The sequence below is a fragment of the Marinobacter sp. Arc7-DN-1 genome, from assembly GCF_003441595.1.
GTDB classification, from domain to species: Bacteria; Pseudomonadota; Gammaproteobacteria; order Pseudomonadales; family Oleiphilaceae; genus Marinobacter; species Marinobacter metalliresistant.
Map to the genome: position 1 here is coordinate 3,234,088 of NZ_CP031848.1, position 18,517 is coordinate 3,252,604.

At 56.7% G+C, this 18,517-nt stretch carries 13 protein-coding genes; 6 read left to right on the plus strand and 7 right to left on the minus strand.

The annotated features are described in order from the left end of the window. Positions 1 to 73: 73 nt before the first annotated feature. The 3 genes from D0851_RS15230 to D0851_RS15240 all read left to right on the plus strand — a co-directional run bounded on the left by D0851_RS15230 (position 74) and on the right by D0851_RS15240 (position 4,632). Positions 74 to 1,033, plus strand: a complete 960-nt coding sequence (locus D0851_RS15230) for a hydrogen peroxide-inducible genes activator (RefSeq protein ID WP_117619414.1) — start codon at positions 74 to 76, stop codon at positions 1,031 to 1,033. An 8-nt stretch (positions 1,034 to 1,041) separates the two neighbouring features. Beyond that, entirely contained in the window at positions 1,042 to 3,117 is a 2,076-nt protein-coding gene (recG, locus tag D0851_RS15235; protein WP_117619415.1) for an ATP-dependent DNA helicase RecG, read from the plus strand. 150 nt (positions 3,118 to 3,267) lie between these two features. After that, positions 3,268 to 4,632 (plus strand): HDOD domain-containing protein, encoded by a 1,365-nt coding sequence (locus D0851_RS15240; protein WP_117619416.1) that lies wholly within the window; start codon positions 3,268 to 3,270, stop codon positions 4,630 to 4,632. Between the two features lie 329 nt (positions 4,633 to 4,961). On the opposite strand, the gene D0851_RS15245 is transcribed toward D0851_RS15240, so the two are convergent. The 5 genes from D0851_RS15245 to D0851_RS15265 form a co-directional block, all read right to left on the minus strand. Further along, positions 4,962 to 5,432: a DUF2489 domain-containing protein gene (locus tag D0851_RS15245; protein ID WP_117619417.1), complete on the minus strand. Its 471-nt coding sequence runs from the start codon at positions 5,430 to 5,432 to the stop codon at positions 4,962 to 4,964. A 19-nt stretch (positions 5,433 to 5,451) separates the two neighbouring features. Further along, the gene (locus tag D0851_RS15250; RefSeq protein WP_117619418.1) at positions 5,452 to 7,746 is read right to left on the minus strand and encodes a molybdopterin-dependent oxidoreductase; all 2,295 of its coding nucleotides are present in this window, start codon (positions 7,744 to 7,746) and stop codon (positions 5,452 to 5,454) included. Positions 7,747 to 7,906: 160 nt separating this feature from the next. Next, positions 7,907 to 11,134 carry an Ig-like domain-containing protein gene (locus tag D0851_RS15255; protein ID WP_117619419.1) on the minus strand — a complete coding sequence of 1,076 codons (3,228 nt, stop codon included), beginning with the start codon at positions 11,132 to 11,134 and terminating at the stop codon, positions 7,907 to 7,909. A 12-nt stretch (positions 11,135 to 11,146) separates the two neighbouring features. Next, entirely contained in the window at positions 11,147 to 12,484 is a 1,338-nt protein-coding gene (aupA, locus tag D0851_RS15260; protein WP_117619420.1) for an alkane uptake protein AupA, read from the minus strand. Between the two features lie 371 nt (positions 12,485 to 12,855). Further along, the gene (locus D0851_RS15265; RefSeq protein WP_162893756.1) at positions 12,856 to 13,584 is read right to left on the minus strand and encodes a choice-of-anchor N protein; all 729 of its coding nucleotides are present in this window, start codon (positions 13,582 to 13,584) and stop codon (positions 12,856 to 12,858) included. 644 nt (positions 13,585 to 14,228) lie between these two features. On the opposite strand from D0851_RS15265, the gene D0851_RS15270 reads away from it, so the two are divergent. The 3 genes from D0851_RS15270 (at position 14,229) to D0851_RS20245 (ending at position 15,602) form a co-directional block, all read left to right on the plus strand. Further along, on the plus strand, positions 14,229 to 14,468 hold the full coding sequence (locus D0851_RS15270; protein WP_117619422.1) for a hypothetical protein: 240 nt from the start codon (positions 14,229 to 14,231) through the stop codon (positions 14,466 to 14,468). Between the two features lie 30 nt (positions 14,469 to 14,498). Continuing rightward, on the plus strand, positions 14,499 to 14,903 hold the full coding sequence (locus tag D0851_RS15275; RefSeq protein WP_117619423.1) for a hypothetical protein: 405 nt from the start codon (positions 14,499 to 14,501) through the stop codon (positions 14,901 to 14,903). Between the two features lie 174 nt (positions 14,904 to 15,077). Further along, complete coding sequence (locus tag D0851_RS20245; protein ID WP_162893757.1) at positions 15,078 to 15,602, plus strand: hypothetical protein; 525 nt, start codon at positions 15,078 to 15,080, stop codon at positions 15,600 to 15,602. 496 nt (positions 15,603 to 16,098) lie between these two features. Here D0851_RS20245 and istB read toward each other — a convergent pair whose 3' ends face one another. Continuing rightward, on the minus strand, positions 16,099 to 16,839 hold the full coding sequence (gene istB / locus D0851_RS15280; protein WP_092034459.1) for an IS21-like element helper ATPase IstB: 741 nt from the start codon (positions 16,837 to 16,839) through the stop codon (positions 16,099 to 16,101). Beyond that, on the minus strand, positions 16,826 to 18,331 hold the full coding sequence (istA, locus tag D0851_RS15285; protein ID WP_162893660.1) for an IS21 family transposase: 1,506 nt from the start codon (positions 18,329 to 18,331) through the stop codon (positions 16,826 to 16,828). The genes istB and istA overlap by 14 nt, the downstream gene beginning before the upstream one ends. Between the last annotated feature and the right edge of the window lie 186 nt (positions 18,332 to 18,517).

Here is an 18,517-nt window from a genome sequence, read left to right on the forward strand (position 1 = left end):
ATTTCAATCCTTATGCTTTAGCTCATAAAGTTAAGTGGAACTTCGACCCGCATCCATCTGACCGGAGCTCACCATGACTCTCACCGAGTTACGATACGTCGTTACGCTGGCCCGCGAAAGGCATTTTGGCCGGGCTGCAGAGCGTTGCCATGTAAGCCAGCCGACACTCAGCGTTGCTGTGAAAAAGCTGGAAGATGAGCTTGGCATCCCGTTGTTCGAGCGCAGCAAGAGCAGCATCCGCGTCACCGAAACCGGTCAGCGTATTATTGAGCAGGCGCAACGGGTGCTTGACCAGGTGGGCGTCATCAGGGATATGGCCCAGGACGGCAAGAACCAGCTCAACTCGCCTTTGAAAGTCGGCGCGATTTACACGATTGGCCCGTACCTTTTCCCCCACTTGCTGCCGGAGTTGCGCCGTGCGGCGTCTGAAATGCCGCTTTACATCGAAGAGAATTATACTGCAAACCTGCGCCAGAAACTCCGGCACTCGGAGCTGGATGCCATCATCATCGCCCTGCCTTTTGAAGAGCCGGAAGTTGTGACGCTGCCGCTCTACGATGAGCCTTTTGTGGTGCTGTTGCCCGCCAGGCATCCGCTGGCAGAGAAGGAGCAACTGACTGCCGATGAACTCGCCCGGGAACAGCTGTTGCTTCTTGGTCCCGGCCACTGTTTCCGGGATCAGGTGCTGGAATCCTGTCCGCCGCTGGTCGATGCGGTGACCCGGCGTGCAGACGCGGCCTCCCCTTCGCTGGTCACCGAGGGCAGCTCTCTGGAAACGATTCGCCACATGGTTGCGTCCGGGCTGGGTATTACTGTGCTGCCGCTCTCCGCGGCAACGGCCATGCAGTACCATGAAGACATTCTGGCCGTGCGTCCATTCGCGCCGCCGGTGCCGTTCCGGACCGTTGCGCTGGCCTGGCGGGTTACCTTCCCGCGGCCCAAGGCGATTGACGTTCTGTCGCTGGCAGCGAGCCAGTGCCGGGTAATCGAGAAGGCGAGAACTGATACACCCGTCGTGGCCGAAAGCGCCTGAGACCTGCTATGACATCACTGGATGACATTTCGGTCACCCAGCTCAAGGGCGTAGGAAACGCCCTGGCAGAGAAGCTTGCCAGGCTGGGGATTGCTTCCCTGCAAGATCTGTTGTTCCACCTCCCGCACCGCTACGAGGACCGGACCCGCATTGTGCCGATGGGCAACCTGCGAATCGGCGATGTGGCGGTGGTCGAAGGGGAGGTGATGAAAGCCGACCTGGTTATGGGGCGCAGGCGCAGCCTGCAGGTGACTCTCCGGGACAACAGTGGCTTTCTGGTGATGCGTTTTTTTCATTTCAATGCGGCCCAGAAAAACCAGCTGGGTGAAGGGGCCCGGGTTCGATGCTTTGGGGAGGTCCGGCCGGGGCGGGCCGGCTACGAATTCTATCACCCGGAGTATCAGGTCAATCCGCCACCCATGCCTGGGGAAGGTCAGGCAACCCTCACCCCGGTGTATCCCCTGACCGAGGGCATTCAGCAACCCCGGGTGCGGTCCCTCTGCCAGCAGGCTCTGGGCTATCTGCAGCGATTCCCGATTCGGGACTGGCTGCCCCAGGAGCTGTTGGCCGAGTATCAACTGCCGGGTATTGCCGAGGCGGTCCAGGTGGTGCATTCGCCCCCCGCCAGTGCGCCTGTGCACCTGTTAATGGAAGGGCGCCACCCGGCGCAGCAGAGACTGGTAATGGAGGAATTGCTGGCGCATCAGTTGAGCCTGCTTCAGGTGCGTGAGCAGATCCGGGCCCGGGAGGCGCTGCCGCTTCTGCCAACGGGAGACCTTACGAAACGTTTCCTCGATTCCCTGCCGTTTTCACTCACCGGCGCGCAGCGCCATGTGCTCGCGGATATCCGGCAGGATCTCAGTCAGCCTTTGCCGATGCTCAGGCTTGTCCAGGGTGACGTTGGTTCCGGGAAAACCGTGGTGGCGGCCCTGGCGGCCCTGCAGGCTATTGGGGCGGGCACCCAGGTCGCCCTTATGGCGCCCACTGAAATCCTGGCAGAACAGCACTTGCAGAACTTCCGGGCATGGTTGGAGCCGTTGGGCATCCGGCTTGCCTGGCTGTCTGGCAAAGTCAAAGGCAAGGCGCGGCAAGAGGCGCTGGAAGTTGTCCGGTCCGGTGAGGCCGGGGTGGTGATCGGAACCCATGCCCTGTTCCAGAATGAGGTTGAGTTTCACCGGCTCGCGCTGGTAATCGTCGATGAGCAACACCGGTTTGGCGTTCATCAGCGCCTGGCCCTGCGCGAGAAAGGCGTGGGTGGGGCGCTGGCACCCCATCAGTTGATCATGACAGCAACGCCCATTCCCCGCACTTTGGCCATGAGCGCTTATGCGGATCTGGACACCTCGGTTATTGATGAATTGCCGCCGGGAAGGAAACCGATTGAAACCATCGTGATTCCCGACAGCCGAAGGGAAGATGTGATCGAACGTGTTCGTGGCGCCTGCCGGGAGGGTCGGCAGGCCTACTGGGTCTGCACACTGATCGAGGAATCCGAAGCCTTGCAGTGCCAGGCAGCAGAAGTGACGGCTCAGGAGCTGGCGGAGAGGCTGCCTGATCTCAAAGTGGACCTGGTCCATGGCCGACTCAGGGCCCAGGAAAAAGCGGCGGTTATGGAACAGTTCAAGGTGGGCGAGCTTGATTTGCTGGTAGCCACCACGGTGATTGAGGTTGGGGTTGATGTTCCCAATGCTTCGTTGATTATCATTGAAAATCCCGAGCGCCTCGGGCTGGCGCAACTGCATCAGCTTCGTGGCCGTGTCGGCCGGGGTGAGCAGGCAAGTTTTTGCGTACTGATGTACCACCCGCCATTGTCCGCTAATGGTAAGGCCCGGCTCCAGGCGCTTCGGGATAGCCAGGATGGCTTTTTTATTGCGGAGAAGGACCTGGAGATTCGCGGGCCAGGCGAGGTGCTGGGTACCCGCCAGACCGGCATGATGCAGTTCCGCCTGGCGGATTTTGAGCGCGATAAGAGCTGGATTGAGCCAGTACGGGAGATGGCGCCAGGGCTCATGGCGCGCCCGGATATAGTTCAGGCACTGGTACGACGTTGGCTTGGCGATAAAATTCGCTATGGCGACGTGTAGAAAAGTCCGTTCTCTGACCGACAGCGTATGGAAGTGGTCAGGAAATAGAGTTCAGTCAACATCAGGGTTATTTCCTTGCCCTATACTGAGCTTACAGTGATAACAGATCCGGACGATCCGAGAAAAAATAGCAACATTCGGGAGGGCTTTATGGAATTACCTGTCGCGGTGCAGCAGGCTCTGGGCGATTCCGCTGCGGGCGTGTCCCTCAGGGATGCTGCCCAGGCCAGCCGGAACGAACTGCTGCGCATGGTTTTGCTCAGTGATGGCCAGGGAAACCTTCAGGTTATCTGCCGCAAGGAGGATATGATCGATCTGGAGCAGTTGAACAAGCAACTTGGCCGTGATTTCCGGCTGATGAAGCGCCGGGAGCAGGTCCGGGTCCGGGAAAGAGCCGGACTTAAGGCATTACCAGCATTGCCGTCTCTGACCGGGTGGCCGACCGTTGTTGACCAGCGCGTTAGTTCCTTGCCAGCAGTCGCTCTTGAGCTGGGCGAGCAAAACCTGGCGATGGTTATGCCTGCGGAAGACTTCCGGACACTGACAGCCAAGGCCGACCGTCGTTCGTTCGCCGTGGCGCCGGAGTCCATCTCCGTCAACCTGAGTGACCATGGCAAGGACAGGGATCAGCTGCATTCTGCCATCAAGAAATTTACCGGCCGGCGTATACAGCAACGCCTGGAAGACACGCTTGAATTGCCGCCGCTGCCGGAAACCGCCCAGAGGATTATCCACCTGCGGGTTAATCCCAATGCTGTCATGGGAGACCTGGTAGACATCGTAGAGAGTGATCCAAGCCTTGCGGCCCAGGTGGTGAGCTGGGCTTCGTCCTCGTTTTATGCGGCCGCAGGTCAGGTAAAGTCAGTGCATGATGCCGTTTCCCGGGTACTCGGGTTTGATCTGGTGATGAACCTGGCCATGGGCCTTTCCCTCGGGCGGGCCCTCAAGCAGCCCCAGGATCATCCCGACGGCTATGTGGATTACTGGCAGCAGGCGATCTGGCAGGCGCAGTCTGCCGGCATTCTCGCCAGCATGATGCCCCGGGGGGAACGGCCGGTATTCGGACTCGCATACCTTGCCGGTCTGTTGCACAATTTTGGTCACCTGGTCCTTGCCCAGGTATTTCCGCCGCATTTCAGGCTCGCCTGTCGTTCGCTGGAAGTGAATCCGGATATTGACTCCTCGGTTACCGAGCACTATCTACTCGGTATTACCCGGGAGCAGATTGCCGCGCAACTGATGGAAAACTGGGGCATGCCGGAGGAAGTGACCCTGGCGATCCGTTACCAGAAAAATCCGGCCTACGATGGCGGCCAAAGCGTCTACGCCAGGCTGCTTTGGCTGGGCCGTCAGTTGTTAACCGCCCGGGGCGTGGAACTGGGTGCCGGGGAAGTGGTCAGTCAGTCGTTCTATCAGGAACTTGGCCTTAACCGTGAGCAGGTTGAGGAGCAGTTTGATGAGCTGGTCAACAGTAAGGACAGCATAATGGCCATGGCCGGCATGATGAGCCAGTAGCGGGTCGCTGTTCCCGGGAATCTGCCTCAAAAAAAGCCGGCCCCGAGGCCGGCAAGTTCACCCGCTTGTTGCAGAGTCGTCCAAACTTATCAGGAGAAAACAATGTGAGGCGGCTCCCACCGCAGATGATGGTGACCGCCCTGTCTTTAATTTAGACTCTGGCAGGGAAAAGAAAAGTCAACCGTATGCGCCTTAAAGGAATGAGTATGCCGTCAGTTTTCGAAGATTCCCGGACTTATTGATTTTCTTGGCTAAATTCTGGTGAGTCCTGGGAGTCCTGTTACAAAATATAACAAAAATAAGGTCTGACCAGTTGTGGCTGGAAGCATTCAAGGGGTGTCGGGCGAAAACGAATGGTGTCGAAGGGCGGTTGCTGCCCGGCGTATCTCGTCAGCGTGTTTCTGCTCAACTTCAAACCGTTCCTTGTCCATCTTTTCGATAAACTTTGTCTCAGTGGCCTGCCGAGCCCGATGGGTGGGCATGTGCTGCAGCTGATCGTGCACTTCCTGAAATACCCGAAAAGGGGACCGCTCCAGCAAGTCTGGTGCAATGTGGTCCAGCAGGCCCTTGAGCCGCAGGCAGGCTTCTGAATATTCGATCTGATCCTCTTCAATCGCCATCGCGATGACATGAACACTGCGGATCATGTCTTTTCTGCGGTTTGCCTGGAACTCCTTGGCTTTGGCCTGTCGTTTACGGTTTTCCGAGAGCAAAGTCATCTGCCGGCGGATAAACACCAGCATCAGAACGATGGCGATCACGCCGGTGATGATCAGACTCCACTGCAGCCACTGAGGCATTATCAACTCCTTTTATGGATCAGGCCCGTTTCCGTTGTCGCCCGGGGCGCCAGACTTTGACAGTAACGGACTGACCATTCAATACGGACGTGCCAGAGAGCGGATCAATGTCACCGTCGCTGAGCACATCGTTTATGCTTGCTCCGGCATGGGCTGCCGCCACTGACTGGCCGGTGCCCTCGCGGTCGTGACCCCAGCCATGGGGGATTGAAACGACGCCGGGCATGACATCTTCGGTGATTTCTACAGGTAGAACAATCTGCCGGGTTTCTGCACTGATTTTGGCCGAGTCGGTCGCCTGCAGTCCCAAGCGGCTGGCATCTTTGGGGTGAATCATCAGGGTGCAGCGGTCTTTACCTTTCACCAGGCGCTGGCTGTTGTGCATCCAGGAATTGTTGCTGCGAACATGGCGCCTGCCGATCAGGAGCAGGTCGTCGTCAGCGGGTGTTGCCAGCATGTCGTGTAAACGCCCGAGATCGTCCAGATACCGCCTGGGCGCCAGATTGATTCGGTCATCCCGGGTAAAGAGTCGATCCGGAAGCGAAGGCTGAAGCGGTCCGAGATCAACCCCGCTCGGGCATTCCCTGAGCGCGTGCAGCGAGAGGCCCTTGGGCAGGTCCTGCCAGTGGCGGTTCAGGGGGCTGAGTTTTGCCAGACCCCTGAGCAGATGCCGCTGCGGGAGAATATCCATGATCAGATCAACGGCCGGTTGCAACACCCCGCGTGCCCGGCCCACGTCTGCGCCATAGGGGCCGGCGCGCAGCAGCAGATCCAGAATCGGATCCGGGCCGATCTGCTTGAAGGTGCGCCAGCCCAGCTCTGAGCGCAGCGGCAACCGCCCGCCTTTTCGGCGTCTTTCAAGACGGTGGGCAAGTTCCAGCAGGATCTGCCAGTCATGGCGGGTATCCGGGCCCGCATCAAACAAGGGCTCGCTGTACTTGGCGACGTTGCGCACGGCAAGCATGTTGAAAATCAGGTCGTAATGACTGCGTTCGAGGGCTGCGGTCGGAGGCAAAATGATGTCGGCGTGGCGGGTGGTTTCATTCAGGTAGTAATCCACCGAGACCATGAAGTCGAGCCCGCCGAGAGCCTCTTCAAGCCGTCGTCCGTTGGGGCTTGAGAGGACCGGATTGCCCGCTATGGTAACAAAGGAACGGATCTGCCCCTCGCCCGGTGTCAGCATTTCATCGGCCATGGTGCTGGCAGGGTATTCTCCGGCAAACTCCGGCAATCCCTTCACGCGGCTGTGGCGTTTGCCAAAGTGACCGTTCTGGCCAGACATGGCGCCGAGCTCCACCAGATCGATGGCCGGCTGGGTAAACAGAACACCCCCGGAAATATCCAGTTTGCCGGTAAGAATGTTGAGGCAGTATGCGAGCCAGGTGGCGACACCGCCAAACCGTTGGGTGCTGGTACCGATGCGGGTGTACAGGGCGGCCTTTCGGGTCGTGGCCAGCTGTCGGGCGAGTGCCCGGATATCCTTCGTGGCAACGCCGGTACGGGCGCTCACCGCTTCTGGCGTGAAGGCGAGGGAAGCCAGGCGCAGCAGATCAACATCCTTTACCAGTCGCTCGGCAGGCCCCGGGTCCACCAGGTTCTCTTTAAACAGGGTATGCACCATGGCCATCAGCAGCAGGGCATCGCTACCGGGACGGATGAAATGGAATTGGTCCGCCAGCTTTGCGGTTTCGGTCCGGCGGGGGTCTACCACAATCATTTTCCCGCCCCGCTGTTTCAGGGCTTTGAGCCGGCCCCTGAAATCGGGCACGGTCATCAGACTGCCATTGGACGCCATCGGATTGGCACCGATGCAGATAAACAAATCGGTGTGGTCGATGTCCGGAATCGGAAACAGGATCTGGTGCCCGAACATTTCCAGGCTGGCCAGCATGTGCGGCAACTGATCGTTAGAGGTTGCCGAGAAGCGGTTCTGGCTGCCGATCGCCCGCAAAAACGGCATGGTAGCAACCAGGGAGCCATGGTTGTGGACATTGGGGTTGCCCAGGTAAACGCCGATACTGTTGCGGCCATGGTCCTGACGGGTCTGGTGGAGTTTTTCTGCAACCAGATCGAAGGCCTGGTCCCAGTCCATTTCCTGCCAGCCGGTCGTGGTTTTCCGCATCGGCTTCCGCAAACGGTCCGGATCCTCGTGGAGATCCTGCAGCGCAACCGCCTTTGGACAGATGTGCCCCCGGCTGAGCGGATCATTTTCATCACCCTTGATGGAGTCAATGTGACCGTCTTTCATTTCAATAGCGACACCGCACATGGCCTCGCAAAGGTGACAGGTACGGTAGTGGGTGCCGTTTTCCATGAAGGGGGTCTCCCGGAGACTGTTGCCATGGCTGCTGAGGTTTCATTTTGCAACCAGATTAGCAGGAAATGGACGGGAGGGGGAAATAAGGATCGGTCGTTTCAGAGGCAAAAAGGGCCAGCTCGCAGGCCGGCCCTTCGTGCACAGGTCTCAGAGCCTTCTATTGCTCAGCTGGGATCTCCTTCACCGGATTGGAGATGAAGTTGAGGTAGACGCCCTGTTCGGGGATCTGAAGGGGCAGATCTATCGTCACAATTTCTCCGCCAGGGACTCCCAGGGCCCGCGCGCGGACATTGATGTCGACCAGGTTCGAGTTTCGTTGCTCAATCTGCATCCGGCCGTCGTCGAAGAAGGTAATGTTCCCCTCGAGTTCGAGCACGAATTCCCGGCCGTACAGATCGTGGCGGCCGCCCAGCGGTATTTCCATGTCCGGTGCATCGAGCATCAGTTCGGCGCGGGTCTTGAACACCGGCTGGCCATTGTCGCCTTCGGTAATTACCCCGGGGATCAGGCCCGAGCGGCTGCAGGAGGGCCCGGAACAGGCCGGGTCGTCCTTAGTGTAGCGCATACGAAGGACTTGGGTATTGGTGATGGACTCTTCCTGTAGCGGGATGAACCCGAAAACCCGCAGCTCTGTGAACACACTGATTGATGTGGTCGCAAGCTGGGTGGGGTAGAGATTCACCAGAATCCCCTCATCGCCTGTCGGCTCATACACACCGGGGCCGACAACTTCGGTATTCAGGGCGTAGGTCTGATAGATAAACTTGTTCTTCGGGCACCGCTCACCGGTCTCGCAGCCAACCCGTGCATCGGCGGTACTGGCCACGATCACAGGAGGGGATGCTGAGGCCTGATTGTTCCGCACTCTCAGTTTGGTTGAGTTGGCTGAGGCTGCCCATCCGTCGTTGTCGCTGCCCTCATGGGCGAAAGGCTCAAGACAGTCCGGATTGGTGTTGGAGTCGCAGTCCACCAGGAAGTTGGCGTTGGTGTCCCGAACAGGCAGGTTCCGCAGAGGCGCGAACACGCTGTCCAATGGCTCGGCTCCGGTGAAGTAAATCACCATGTGGTCCGGACCGTTGTTGTTGCCGCCGTCATTCAACCCTTCGAGCAGGTCGGTTTTCAGGGCCAGGCCATCGGAATCGCAAATTGAGGTGTAGGCTCCGTTGGTGCAGGTGCCGGCGTCTTCCGATGACTTCAGGGTGTAACGGTAGTGGGCGCCGGCCTCCCAGGGTTGATCCGGATAGAAGCGGATTCGCTGGAGGCTCTTCTCGAGCCGGCCGGGTAGGTTGCTTTCCAGAACCGTGATGGAACCATTTGACGCCTGGCTCACCTTTTCAACGACGAAGGTGTCGCCCGGAATAATCGACTCCAGGTCCATAGACTTTGAGAACACCACCGTAATGGGGCGATCTGACGGCATGGTGCTGACTGGCAGCACGTCACCGACACCCCCATCCGAATAACACTGTCCCAATACGCCAGCGGAGAGATCCAGCAGGCTGTGGTCGGTCTCGCAGGGATAGCCCGGATAGGTTGTCAGGGCCAGGGCAGGGCGTCGGGTCACAGATGAGCCGCCAATGTCATCCAGTGAAAACTGCAGTGGCACTGTGGTGGCCGGATTGCCGGCCAGATCGGTCAGACCATCAATCACCACTTCGTAGTCAACGCCATGGCTCAGGCCATCTTTCGGATTGAGAATGACGGCGGTTCCGTCCAGGCGTGTCTCAAGGGCATCTACAGGAATGCCATCTGCAAACAGCGAGACGCCTGTCTCAATGGAATCCGGGGCCAGTGGCTCGTCAAAGAACAGAATGACAGGGTCGCCGGGGCGCTGCATGGACTGGCGAGTATCCGGAATGGCGGTCTCACCGCCGGGCATCCAGCTCACCAGGCTTGGCGATGTGCTGTCCAGCTCCCGGAGCAGCTCGGCATCAAGCACTGAGTCGGCATCGGTGGCGGCTTCGAGGTGGAACGCGATGGTTGAGTCAGTGTATTCCTGGCCCAGGAGGTTCGGTTCCACCATGCCAATGGCATCGATAGTGAGAACGCCATCCTGCACCAGGGCAATACCGCGCAATTCCACGCCCATCAGGTCCTGGGACAGAGCCGCGTTGGGCTGTGCATTTTCAGTGTTCATGGAAACATCCATAAACAGCGTGATGTGCCGGGGGGCATTGATATCATCAGTGTAGGGGTTGGGGCTGAGGTAGCCGGAGGCGTCTGACAACATGGTGACCTTGATGTTGCCGGTGGTCTGGAGCTCACCGGTGGCCGCATCCAGAACCGGAACCTTGCCGCCGACCCGAACATCCAGGCTGGTGCTGTTCAGAACGCTTCCCCGGGCAATGCGCAACGGCAGTGCTTCATCGGCGTCGAAAGCCGGCGCATAAGCCAACTCGGCGAACAGGTCCCCGGTTTGCTGGGACGGCCCGGCATTACCCTGAAGAACGGAGTTCAGGGTAACGCCATTGATGATCTGGCCGTTCAGTACAGACCGGGTCGCGGTCTCTTCGGTTTCTCCTGCCGCCAGGCCGGAGTCCACTGCCGATTGCTGGAGGACCACGGTCGGGCCGGTATCCCGTGGTGTGAAGCTGAACTCGCGATTGAGTCGCTCACCCTCGGGCCGGGTCTGACTGGCGAGGTTGTTGAGCCGGAGGGTGTAAGTCTGGCCTGTGTCGAGAACATCATTCTTGCTGCCGCACTCCCGGGGATCTTCGGCCACGCACGGATCGACGGTTATCCGGTTGCCTTTGACCAGAACGGTTGCTGGAACGGCCTCGCCAGTTTCGTCCAGCAACTCGATTGAACCGCCCAGACTCTTCCAGTCAGGATGAACAGGGTGGGTCATTGCGAGCCGGAAGGTCGAGAAATTCATCGCTTCAAACGGCGTTCCGCTGGCTGGCACCTGCCAGGCCACGTCAAAGCCTTCGGCGGAGTTGGCCAGGCCGGCGATTCCGGAAAAGGCGTTACGGGTACCGAACTGGATGCCGGGTTCACCAACCGCGTTTGGCGTGGCTATCTGCCTGCCACCTTCGGCCGCCAGTGGTTGGTCAAAAACCACAGTGTAGGATTGAAGGGCGTCAAGAGTGCTGGCTGGTGATAACTTCAGGCTCCTGCCTTCGTCAATCCGGCTTACGGAGAAAGGTATGGACTGCCCGCCGGAGGCCAGGCGGATTTTGGTCTGCAAGTCCGCATCTTCATCGGTAATACGGCGGTTAAAACGGAGCACGATATCTGTTTTCGGGCTGACGTTTGTCTGACCATCTGCCGGATAGGAGTAAACCACCAGGCCCGGAGTGGTTTTCTCGTTCATGGTCTGTTCATCCCCGCCGCAGGCCGCGAGCAGCAACGCGGGAATCAGTGCCAGTGTTTTGTTGTAATTCATGGCAAACCCTCCTTAAAACTTCAGGGTGACAGAGCCGCTGACAACATGAACGTCGCCGTCCGCCGTTACGGAAGTTTCGTTTCCGTCAAAATCCACCAGCGTGAAATCCCGCTCCTGCAATTGCTGGTACTGGTAGCCGATGTCCAGGCGTACCGGATAGGCCAACAGGCGGGTGCGGTCATAGGTGGCACTCAGACCGAGGCCAACGACAATTTTGTCGGTATCGAGATAGTTGATCTCCGGGTTGCGGGTGGATTTGAGCGGTGACTCCTCATAGGCAAGGCCGGCGCGCAGGGAGAAGTTTTTGTTGAGTGCGTACTCGGCGCCCACTCTGGGAATCAGGATGTCATCAAACTGAATCCGGTCACCAGGTGCCACGGAGCCCTGATCCTTAATGGTGTCGCCAGCGAACTGCTGCTCAAGCTCCGACCAGTTCTGCTGTTCGATACTGCCGCCGATACGCCAGCTGTCGCCCCTGTACTGGGCGCCAAAACCGAAGGTCTCCGGCTGAAAAGAATCGATGGTAGAGACCGCAAGACTCAGGCCCGGGTCCGGGATGGTCTGGGTCACGATAATGTTGGAGTCGACCGTGGTTGAGGCAGAGGATTTGGTCCGGTAGGTAAAAGCCGTCTCCCATCCCTGAAAGAAACAATCGCTTTCCGGGCAAAAGGTGCTGCCAAGATCAATGCTGGTGCCCAGAATGGTCTTCAGGGAAGGTTCGGCATTGACTGCAAGTCGCTCGCGAGTGGTTTCGCCACCCAGAGTGGATACAGCATCCAGGTTCGCCGTGGCATCAAGCGTTACCCTCACCGACGCACCGGCGGAAATCCCGCGCCAGAGAGGCGTTGCGCCACCGATATTCAGGAACAATGGCTCCTTGCCATATTGCAGGAATTGGCCGCTTTCCGTGGTCTGCGAATCGAACGCCAGCATCTCCTTGCCGTACTTCTCGACACCGGCGATGAAGCCCAGATAAATCGGATGTTTGAAGCGGGTCAGCGAGCCAAGGTTGGTCTTCATACCAATCAGCACATGCTGGCTGGGTGAGCTGGAAAGCACATCGCCATTGGCGTTCGGGTTGGCCGAACGCAGTTCCTGCTCTGAGTGCAGGATGCCGGCCGTCAGCTCGCCTCGCTCGTCTTTGGTCAGGTAGGCCGGGTTGTAGTAGGTGGCGGATACCTGATCGTTGAACATGGACAGCGACTGGGCGGTTGCCACATCCACCGGCATGACGCCGTAGGTGGTGCCGAGGTTGCCCATGCTGGCATTTGCCGGGAGAGAGAGACCTGCTGACAGAGAGGCGATGGCGACGGACAGGGCCCGTACTGAGAGCCGGGAGGAAATAGCCATTGATACACTCCATTACTTCGTTGTTTTTATGCTCGGGCCAAGGCCCGGCCCCTGACGCACGGCTGGTACGCAGGTGGTTCGGGTAATAGTGTATGTGGCTTGTCTTTTCAGGACGTTGGCTTTTTTGACATCGAACAACGTCTTTAGAACCAGCACTGCAAGAGGGAAGACGTAAGTGCGTGTAGTTCTGGGAGAAGATATTCAGCTTACAATGTTGTTAAGGGGATTAGTCGCGGCTGAGCTCAGGTGCTGGCACAGGAAAGGAGGCCCCAAACCGCCCGAAACGGAGTGCGGAAGTACACTTGAAAGAAAAGGTCCCAAGTGCAGGGCCTTTGAAATTTGTGAGCTTTAATGTGTCAATTAACCCGACACTAATTGGTTCTTATACGTCGCCGTATTGCAACGAGTCCCATTAGCCCTATGCTGAACAGCGCCAGGGTTGAGGGTTCAGGTACCTTTACCGGCCCACAATCACGATCGACGCAGTAGGCGGCATCATGAGAGAAGGGAGCAAAGTCGGTGATTGCCGTCCTTTGGCCATTAGTTTCGCCGTAGGTATAGAGATCAAAATGAAGACCGTAGCCCCCTGCCAGTGATGACGCATCGATCTGAAATACCTGCTTGAACAACTCCTCACCGGCAGGTCCAGCCGTATCGTCCTGGACGTTGTAGGAGGCAATTGTGGGCAGGCCGGCAAAACTGAATGCGAGTTGGTAATAGTAGGTATCGAAGATTCCGTGTGGGGCAAGTTCTCCGCCGTTGGAGACTGATGCGACAGGCGGAGTGCCATATTCGGAGGCGCCAAACAGGGTGGAAAGCGCCGTGCCATTTACGGTGACACTGCCAAGGTTAGCCGGATCCCCGATATTCTGGGTCTTGGGCAGTAGCGCGACCGAAAGGTAATAGTCAATAGCTGTATCTACTTCGGTTGTCTTGCCCAAAGCCCATAGATCAAATGATGAAGTTGTAGTCACGGTGCTCTCTTCTGTACCGCCTACATAGGTGCCGCCATCAATATCCAGTTGTAGTGTTGGTATGGCAAGCGCAGAGCCCGCTCCCAGCATCCCTGTAACCAAGGCCGCTAAAGTTCCCGTTCTCATAGCGACAATCCTCCAAAATTTCATATGCATGTCCCAACCAGTCAATGGCGGGTGTCCTGTGGAATACATGCAAAAGCATGACCAGAAACTAGAAGTAACGGAGTTTCAACGGCCTGACTTTACAAGGTAATTGCTTGGTAGGTGCTGTGTGTAAAATATGCCGACAAGAATCTGAGCTTTGATGAGTGGTCATGACACCATAACGTGGCCGGTGTTTGTCACCATAAATTGGCCGGGTTTTCCAGCCAATAATAGAATGACCAGATATTGTGGTATTAAGCCTTTTAAACAAAAGCGGACATTCAGATTTGGCTCTGAGTGCCTTTTTGCGAGCCTTCCTGACTAGCGGAGATCATCGACAGTTGTCGCAAAACTTCGTCGACTGAATTCTACAGGGCTTACAAGCCTCTGAAATTTATGAAATAGTGCTACGGGATGATCTTGGATAAGCGAACCTTGAAATTGCGCCAAAAACGACATTCTACGAATATCTCGATGTAAAAGTTTTCAGAGATTCACTCATAGGTCTCTGATAATTAAATATAAAGTGGCGTTTTATGCCTTTTCCCGTTGAGGGATATACGTCATTTGTCGTTGAATAAGCTGTTATATGGGCAACCTCAGTAAAAAATGGAGAATTTTAAGTGCCAACTGAAAATGTAATCCAAAAAAGTGCCGCACTGCGGGGGAAAGGTAAATTTGACGACGCAATCGAGCTGATCGAGCGCAGTATCCACAATATTGATCCCGATACTAAAGTTATCGCTTGGCTTGAAGCTTTTCGAGCCGCCAAAGAGAAAGGCGATCAAGCTCTAACAAGAAAGTACGCTGAGTTAGTTGCGTCTGAGGAACCAGATATGCCCTCTGTTCAAGATTATTTGTGACCATACACTTCATGTGAGGAAGAGCCAGCCATGGATAATAGGTTCGCGGTCTCGCTGCATGATGTTGACCCTTGGAGGCCAACAGATGAGGAGCGTCAAGAAGAAGTCGTGAAACGGCTAATGGACGAATGCGAAGTGTTGGGTGAGGCAAAGCCCAGCATCATGACTTTTGGTTTTCGTACTAATAGCTCTACTGCACAAATTGCGAACGATCTGGTCTCTGGCCTATCTCTTCCAGCACTTATTAGCTCTGCTGGATATGTCTTAAAGCACCTTGCACCATTAATCATCGAGTACCTGAAAACACGCCCCCAGAAAGAGGTCACGATAGACTACAAAGGGCATCGGGTAACAGTGAGAGGCGGTGGTGACGTTGCCAAAGAGCTGCAGAATTTGATTCGAAAAATTGATGAGACAGAGTCCGGTGGAGACTAACAGGGCATATAACCCATATGAGCGTCACACGGATGGTCTTTCTCCGCTCCCAAGAGGACACCGGTGCGCTAGTCGTTAGCCGGCGTACAACAGTGTGAACTTGAACAGGATACTTCTGGTGGCTTGAAGAAGTCCTTAAAGCCACATTCAATAACAGAATTTGGACGATGCCCAATGGATGCTATTATCGAAGTCGATGTTCGGGTTGATCAGATAGAACTGAGAAACCAGAGGCCGGTTTTTAGCTCGGATAAATCATACGAAAGGGCGGTGGAAGTATCTGGCCGGTGTCTTATCACTTACCCGTACTCGATCAGCATAGATGACGAAGTAGATTTGGCGCGTCTACCTGGGGTCGTAGCAATGCGAGGGAGCGATAGGTTTACGAGGCCTCAATCAGATAAAAATGGCGATATACTCGGTTTCATCCGGTACGAAAAAGCAGGGGAGCCTGTTGGGAATTCTGAAGGTTCTCCAGCTCGATTTGTTATTGAACTTGGTGGTTTTGACTTGAATCTTTTGGCATCGTTTGTACCAGCTATAAGGCCGGACGATAAGCTGCAACTCGTATTGACGGTTTTTGGGCTTGAGCACAGTTCTTCGCCCGATGGATGGCGTTGGCCAAGTTCAACAGTGCAAGATTCAGGAGCGATTCTCGTTTACGACTTTGCAGTCAAAATCGGAAGCCAATCTGACTGAGAAGTAGCGCTTTCTCTATCAGTGGGTGACTAGGTCCAGTGCCACTTCTTCAGCAATGTCCATGCAGTACCACTCCCGTACGATATAGGTTGACTCAGATCCTCATAAATCTTTCTATTAAAGCAGACAGCAACAACTCGCTGACCATCATTAGTATTGCTTCTGCCATAGCCTTTGAGTCATTCGCAAGGAACATCAGTAGCGCTGTCGCTAAAAGGAAGACAAAAAATATAAGTAGGGACTTGTGCTTCATTGATCGCAAGCCTTCAACGTTGGGTTGAAAAGATTTGCGATATCTCGAAGCACTGAGTGGCGATTTCAGGCTGGATATCGGGGGTAGAGTGGTGTTAGCGCCTAACGCATGGCCCCGTGCCAAGATCTATAGTAGAGCATGGAAGGACAGAAGGCGTCAAATTCTCGGCAGTGGAGCAACAGTGTCAATGGCCATTTATTTTGACCCACCTTTGGCCAATAAAATTGACCCACCTTTCATAGTCTAGCCTGTCGTTTTCTGCTTCAGCCGATAGCTTTCTCCTCCCAGCATAAAGATGTGTGAATGGTGGATGACCCGATCAATGATCGGCACCGCCACGTTGTCGTCGTGGAAGAACTCGCCCCAACTGGTGAAGTCCTTGTTGGTGGTGAGGATGATGGACCGGTATTCGTACAGGCTGTTGATCAGCTGGAACAGGTTGTACCGGGCCTGCCGCGTCATGGGCAGGTAACCCAGTTCATCGATGACCAGCAGGTCGTACTTGGCCAGTTGGCTGACCCGCTTTTTCAGCTCACCCTTCATCTCGGCCAGCTCTAGTTCTTCCACCAGATCGAGAGCGTTGCGGAACAGCACCCGGTAGCCGGCCTCCACAGCTTTGTGGCCAATGCCGATGGCCAGGTGGGTCTTGCCTACACCGGGCGGACCGATGAACACCAGGTTGTTTCGCTCGTCGATGAACTGGAAGTCCAGCAAGGCATTGACCTGGCGTTTGGTAATGGTGGTCTGGTGCCGGTAGTCGAAGCCCTCCAGGCGCTTCTCCGCTGGGAACGCAGCCATTTTCCGGTTCCGGCGGATGCGTTTGTCCTGGCGCTGGGTCAGTTCGTGCTCGGCAAGCCGGTCCGCGAAGCTGAGATAGGACATCTCGTTGGCTTCAGCCTCGGCCAGCAGGTTGGTCAGTTCGTCGGCGGCCGCGCTCAGGCGCAGGCTGCGGTAACGGGCCACGGTCTGTTCAAGCTGGCTCATGGGTCACCCCCTGGCCACTGGAGCGGCCAATATGGCGGTAAGCGCTCAGATCCAGTGTTTCTTTTGGTTCCGATAGCGGTTCCGGCTGTCGCTCCCGGAGAACGGCGGCCTGGGCTGCTTCCAGATAACTTTGCAGCCGTGTCGCGGTCATGCCGGGACGCTCTGCCAGCGTCGTAATTAATGCCGGATCCACGGGCGCATGGCGCTTGAGCAGGTCACGGGCAGCCACCAGCTGGTCCTTGTAGATCTTGGGCTCGGAACGCTTGAGCTGTTGGCACAACCGTGGCCCGATGTCACTGCCGATCAGGTCGTTGATCTTACCCTCAAGGGTGGCCACCCGCTGGGCATGATCCCGGTAGTGGTGGGTGTTCTTGATTACCTTGCCTTTATCGGCACACAGAGCATGGCTGGCAATGACTTCCCCTGTGTTCAGGTCGCTGATGTGGAGTTGGCCGCCGGACTCCAGAACGCCCACCCGGGCCTGCTGCCAGGCCATGGGCACAGAGTACTTGTTGGCCTTCCAGGCGATCAGGCCGGTCTTGTCGGCTCGACGTGTCTCGTGGGCCACAGATTGCACGCAAGCTGGTGACAGGTAAGCCTCCAGGTGTTCTCGCTCATCCCGTTCGAAGCGTTCCCGGGGTGGTTCTCCGGTGGTGCCGTGGATGCGGACATTGGCTACGCTCTCAAGCCAGTCCTGCACGTGCTGGCGCACGTGCTCCTGGTCCCGGAAGACTTCACCGTAGAGGCAATCCTGCTTGACGTACTTCACGCCAGCTTCCACCTTGCCCTTGCTCTCCGGGTCATAGCCTTCGCAGGCATGGATCCGGAACCCGGCCGTGGTGGCATACTCATGGAACCGTTGGTTTAGCGTCAGTTCCCGGTACTGCTCGTTGATCACCACCAGCTTGGTCTGATCGTAGACGCACTCCTCTGGCAGGCCACCGAAGTAACGCAGGGCTTCGTCATGGAGCTGGATAAACGTCTGGGTATCCAGCGGGCGGAAGGCCAGACCCACGTACATCAGCCGTGAGAAGGACAGCACGAACACCACGAAGTGGAGAATCCGCTCTTCGCCACCGATCAGCACGCCGCGCAACTCACCCGGATCCACCTGACACTGAACACCCGGCACATCGTCCAGAATGGGTTCGTAGTAGCGCATCTGGGCCGAGGCCACTTCCTCCTTAAGCACCCGCACATAGCGTCGGATGGTGCGATCCGAGGCCGACAACTCGCCAACCCTCTCTTGCAGCTTGCGGGCAATCTTGACGGCGCTGAGCTTGGGAAACTGCTGGAGCAAATGCACCAGATAATCCCGGTGATCATCGAGTCGCTTGCTCCGCGAGGGGTCTGCAAACCGTTCTGAAATCGCATCCACCTCCATCCGCAGGTACTTGCGAACGGTATTGCGGGACAACCCCAGTTCCTGACTGATGGCGCGGATCGACAGCCCTTTGCCGTTATCGTGCAGTGCCTTGATCTTGTGTATCACAACCCACTCCTTCACTGACATGCCCCCGGCCATGGATAAAAGCGGGGGACAGTAGCTGGTTCTGTGGCCTGACGGCCACCCGGGGGTGGGTCAAAATTAATGGCCAGTAGTGGGTCATTTTAATTGGCCACTAACAAACAGCCAGAGAAGTAACTACACTGTTCGACAAAGCCCACGAAAGGAAAA

Excerpts from the sequence above, each read along its gene's own strand:
- D0851_RS15230 (WP_117619414.1), top strand. The coding sequence starts at position 74 with ATGACTCTCACCGAGTTACGATACGTCGTTACGCTGGCCCGCGAAAGG.
- D0851_RS15255 (WP_117619419.1), bottom strand. The coding sequence starts at position 11,134 with ATGAATTACAACAAAACACTGGCACTGATTCCCGCGTTGCTGCTCGCG.
- D0851_RS20245 (WP_162893757.1), top strand. The coding sequence starts at position 15,078 with ATGGATGCTATTATCGAAGTCGATGTTCGGGTTGATCAGATAGAACTG.
- D0851_RS15275 (WP_117619423.1), top strand. The coding sequence starts at position 14,499 with ATGGATAATAGGTTCGCGGTCTCGCTGCATGATGTTGACCCTTGGAGG.
- D0851_RS15240 (WP_117619416.1), top strand. The coding sequence starts at position 3,268 with ATGGAATTACCTGTCGCGGTGCAGCAGGCTCTGGGCGATTCCGCTGCG.
- aupA (WP_117619420.1), bottom strand. The coding sequence starts at position 12,484 with ATGGCTATTTCCTCCCGGCTCTCAGTACGGGCCCTGTCCGTCGCCATC.
- recG (WP_117619415.1), top strand. The coding sequence starts at position 1,042 with ATGACATCACTGGATGACATTTCGGTCACCCAGCTCAAGGGCGTAGGA.
- D0851_RS15265 (WP_162893756.1), bottom strand. The coding sequence starts at position 13,584 with ATGAGAACGGGAACTTTAGCGGCCTTGGTTACAGGGATGCTGGGAGCG.
- istB (WP_092034459.1), bottom strand. The coding sequence starts at position 16,839 with ATGAGCCAGCTTGAACAGACCGTGGCCCGTTACCGCAGCCTGCGCCTG.
- D0851_RS15250 (WP_117619418.1), bottom strand. The coding sequence starts at position 7,746 with ATGGAAAACGGCACCCACTACCGTACCTGTCACCTTTGCGAGGCCATG.
- D0851_RS15245 (WP_117619417.1), bottom strand. The coding sequence starts at position 5,432 with ATGCCTCAGTGGCTGCAGTGGAGTCTGATCATCACCGGCGTGATCGCC.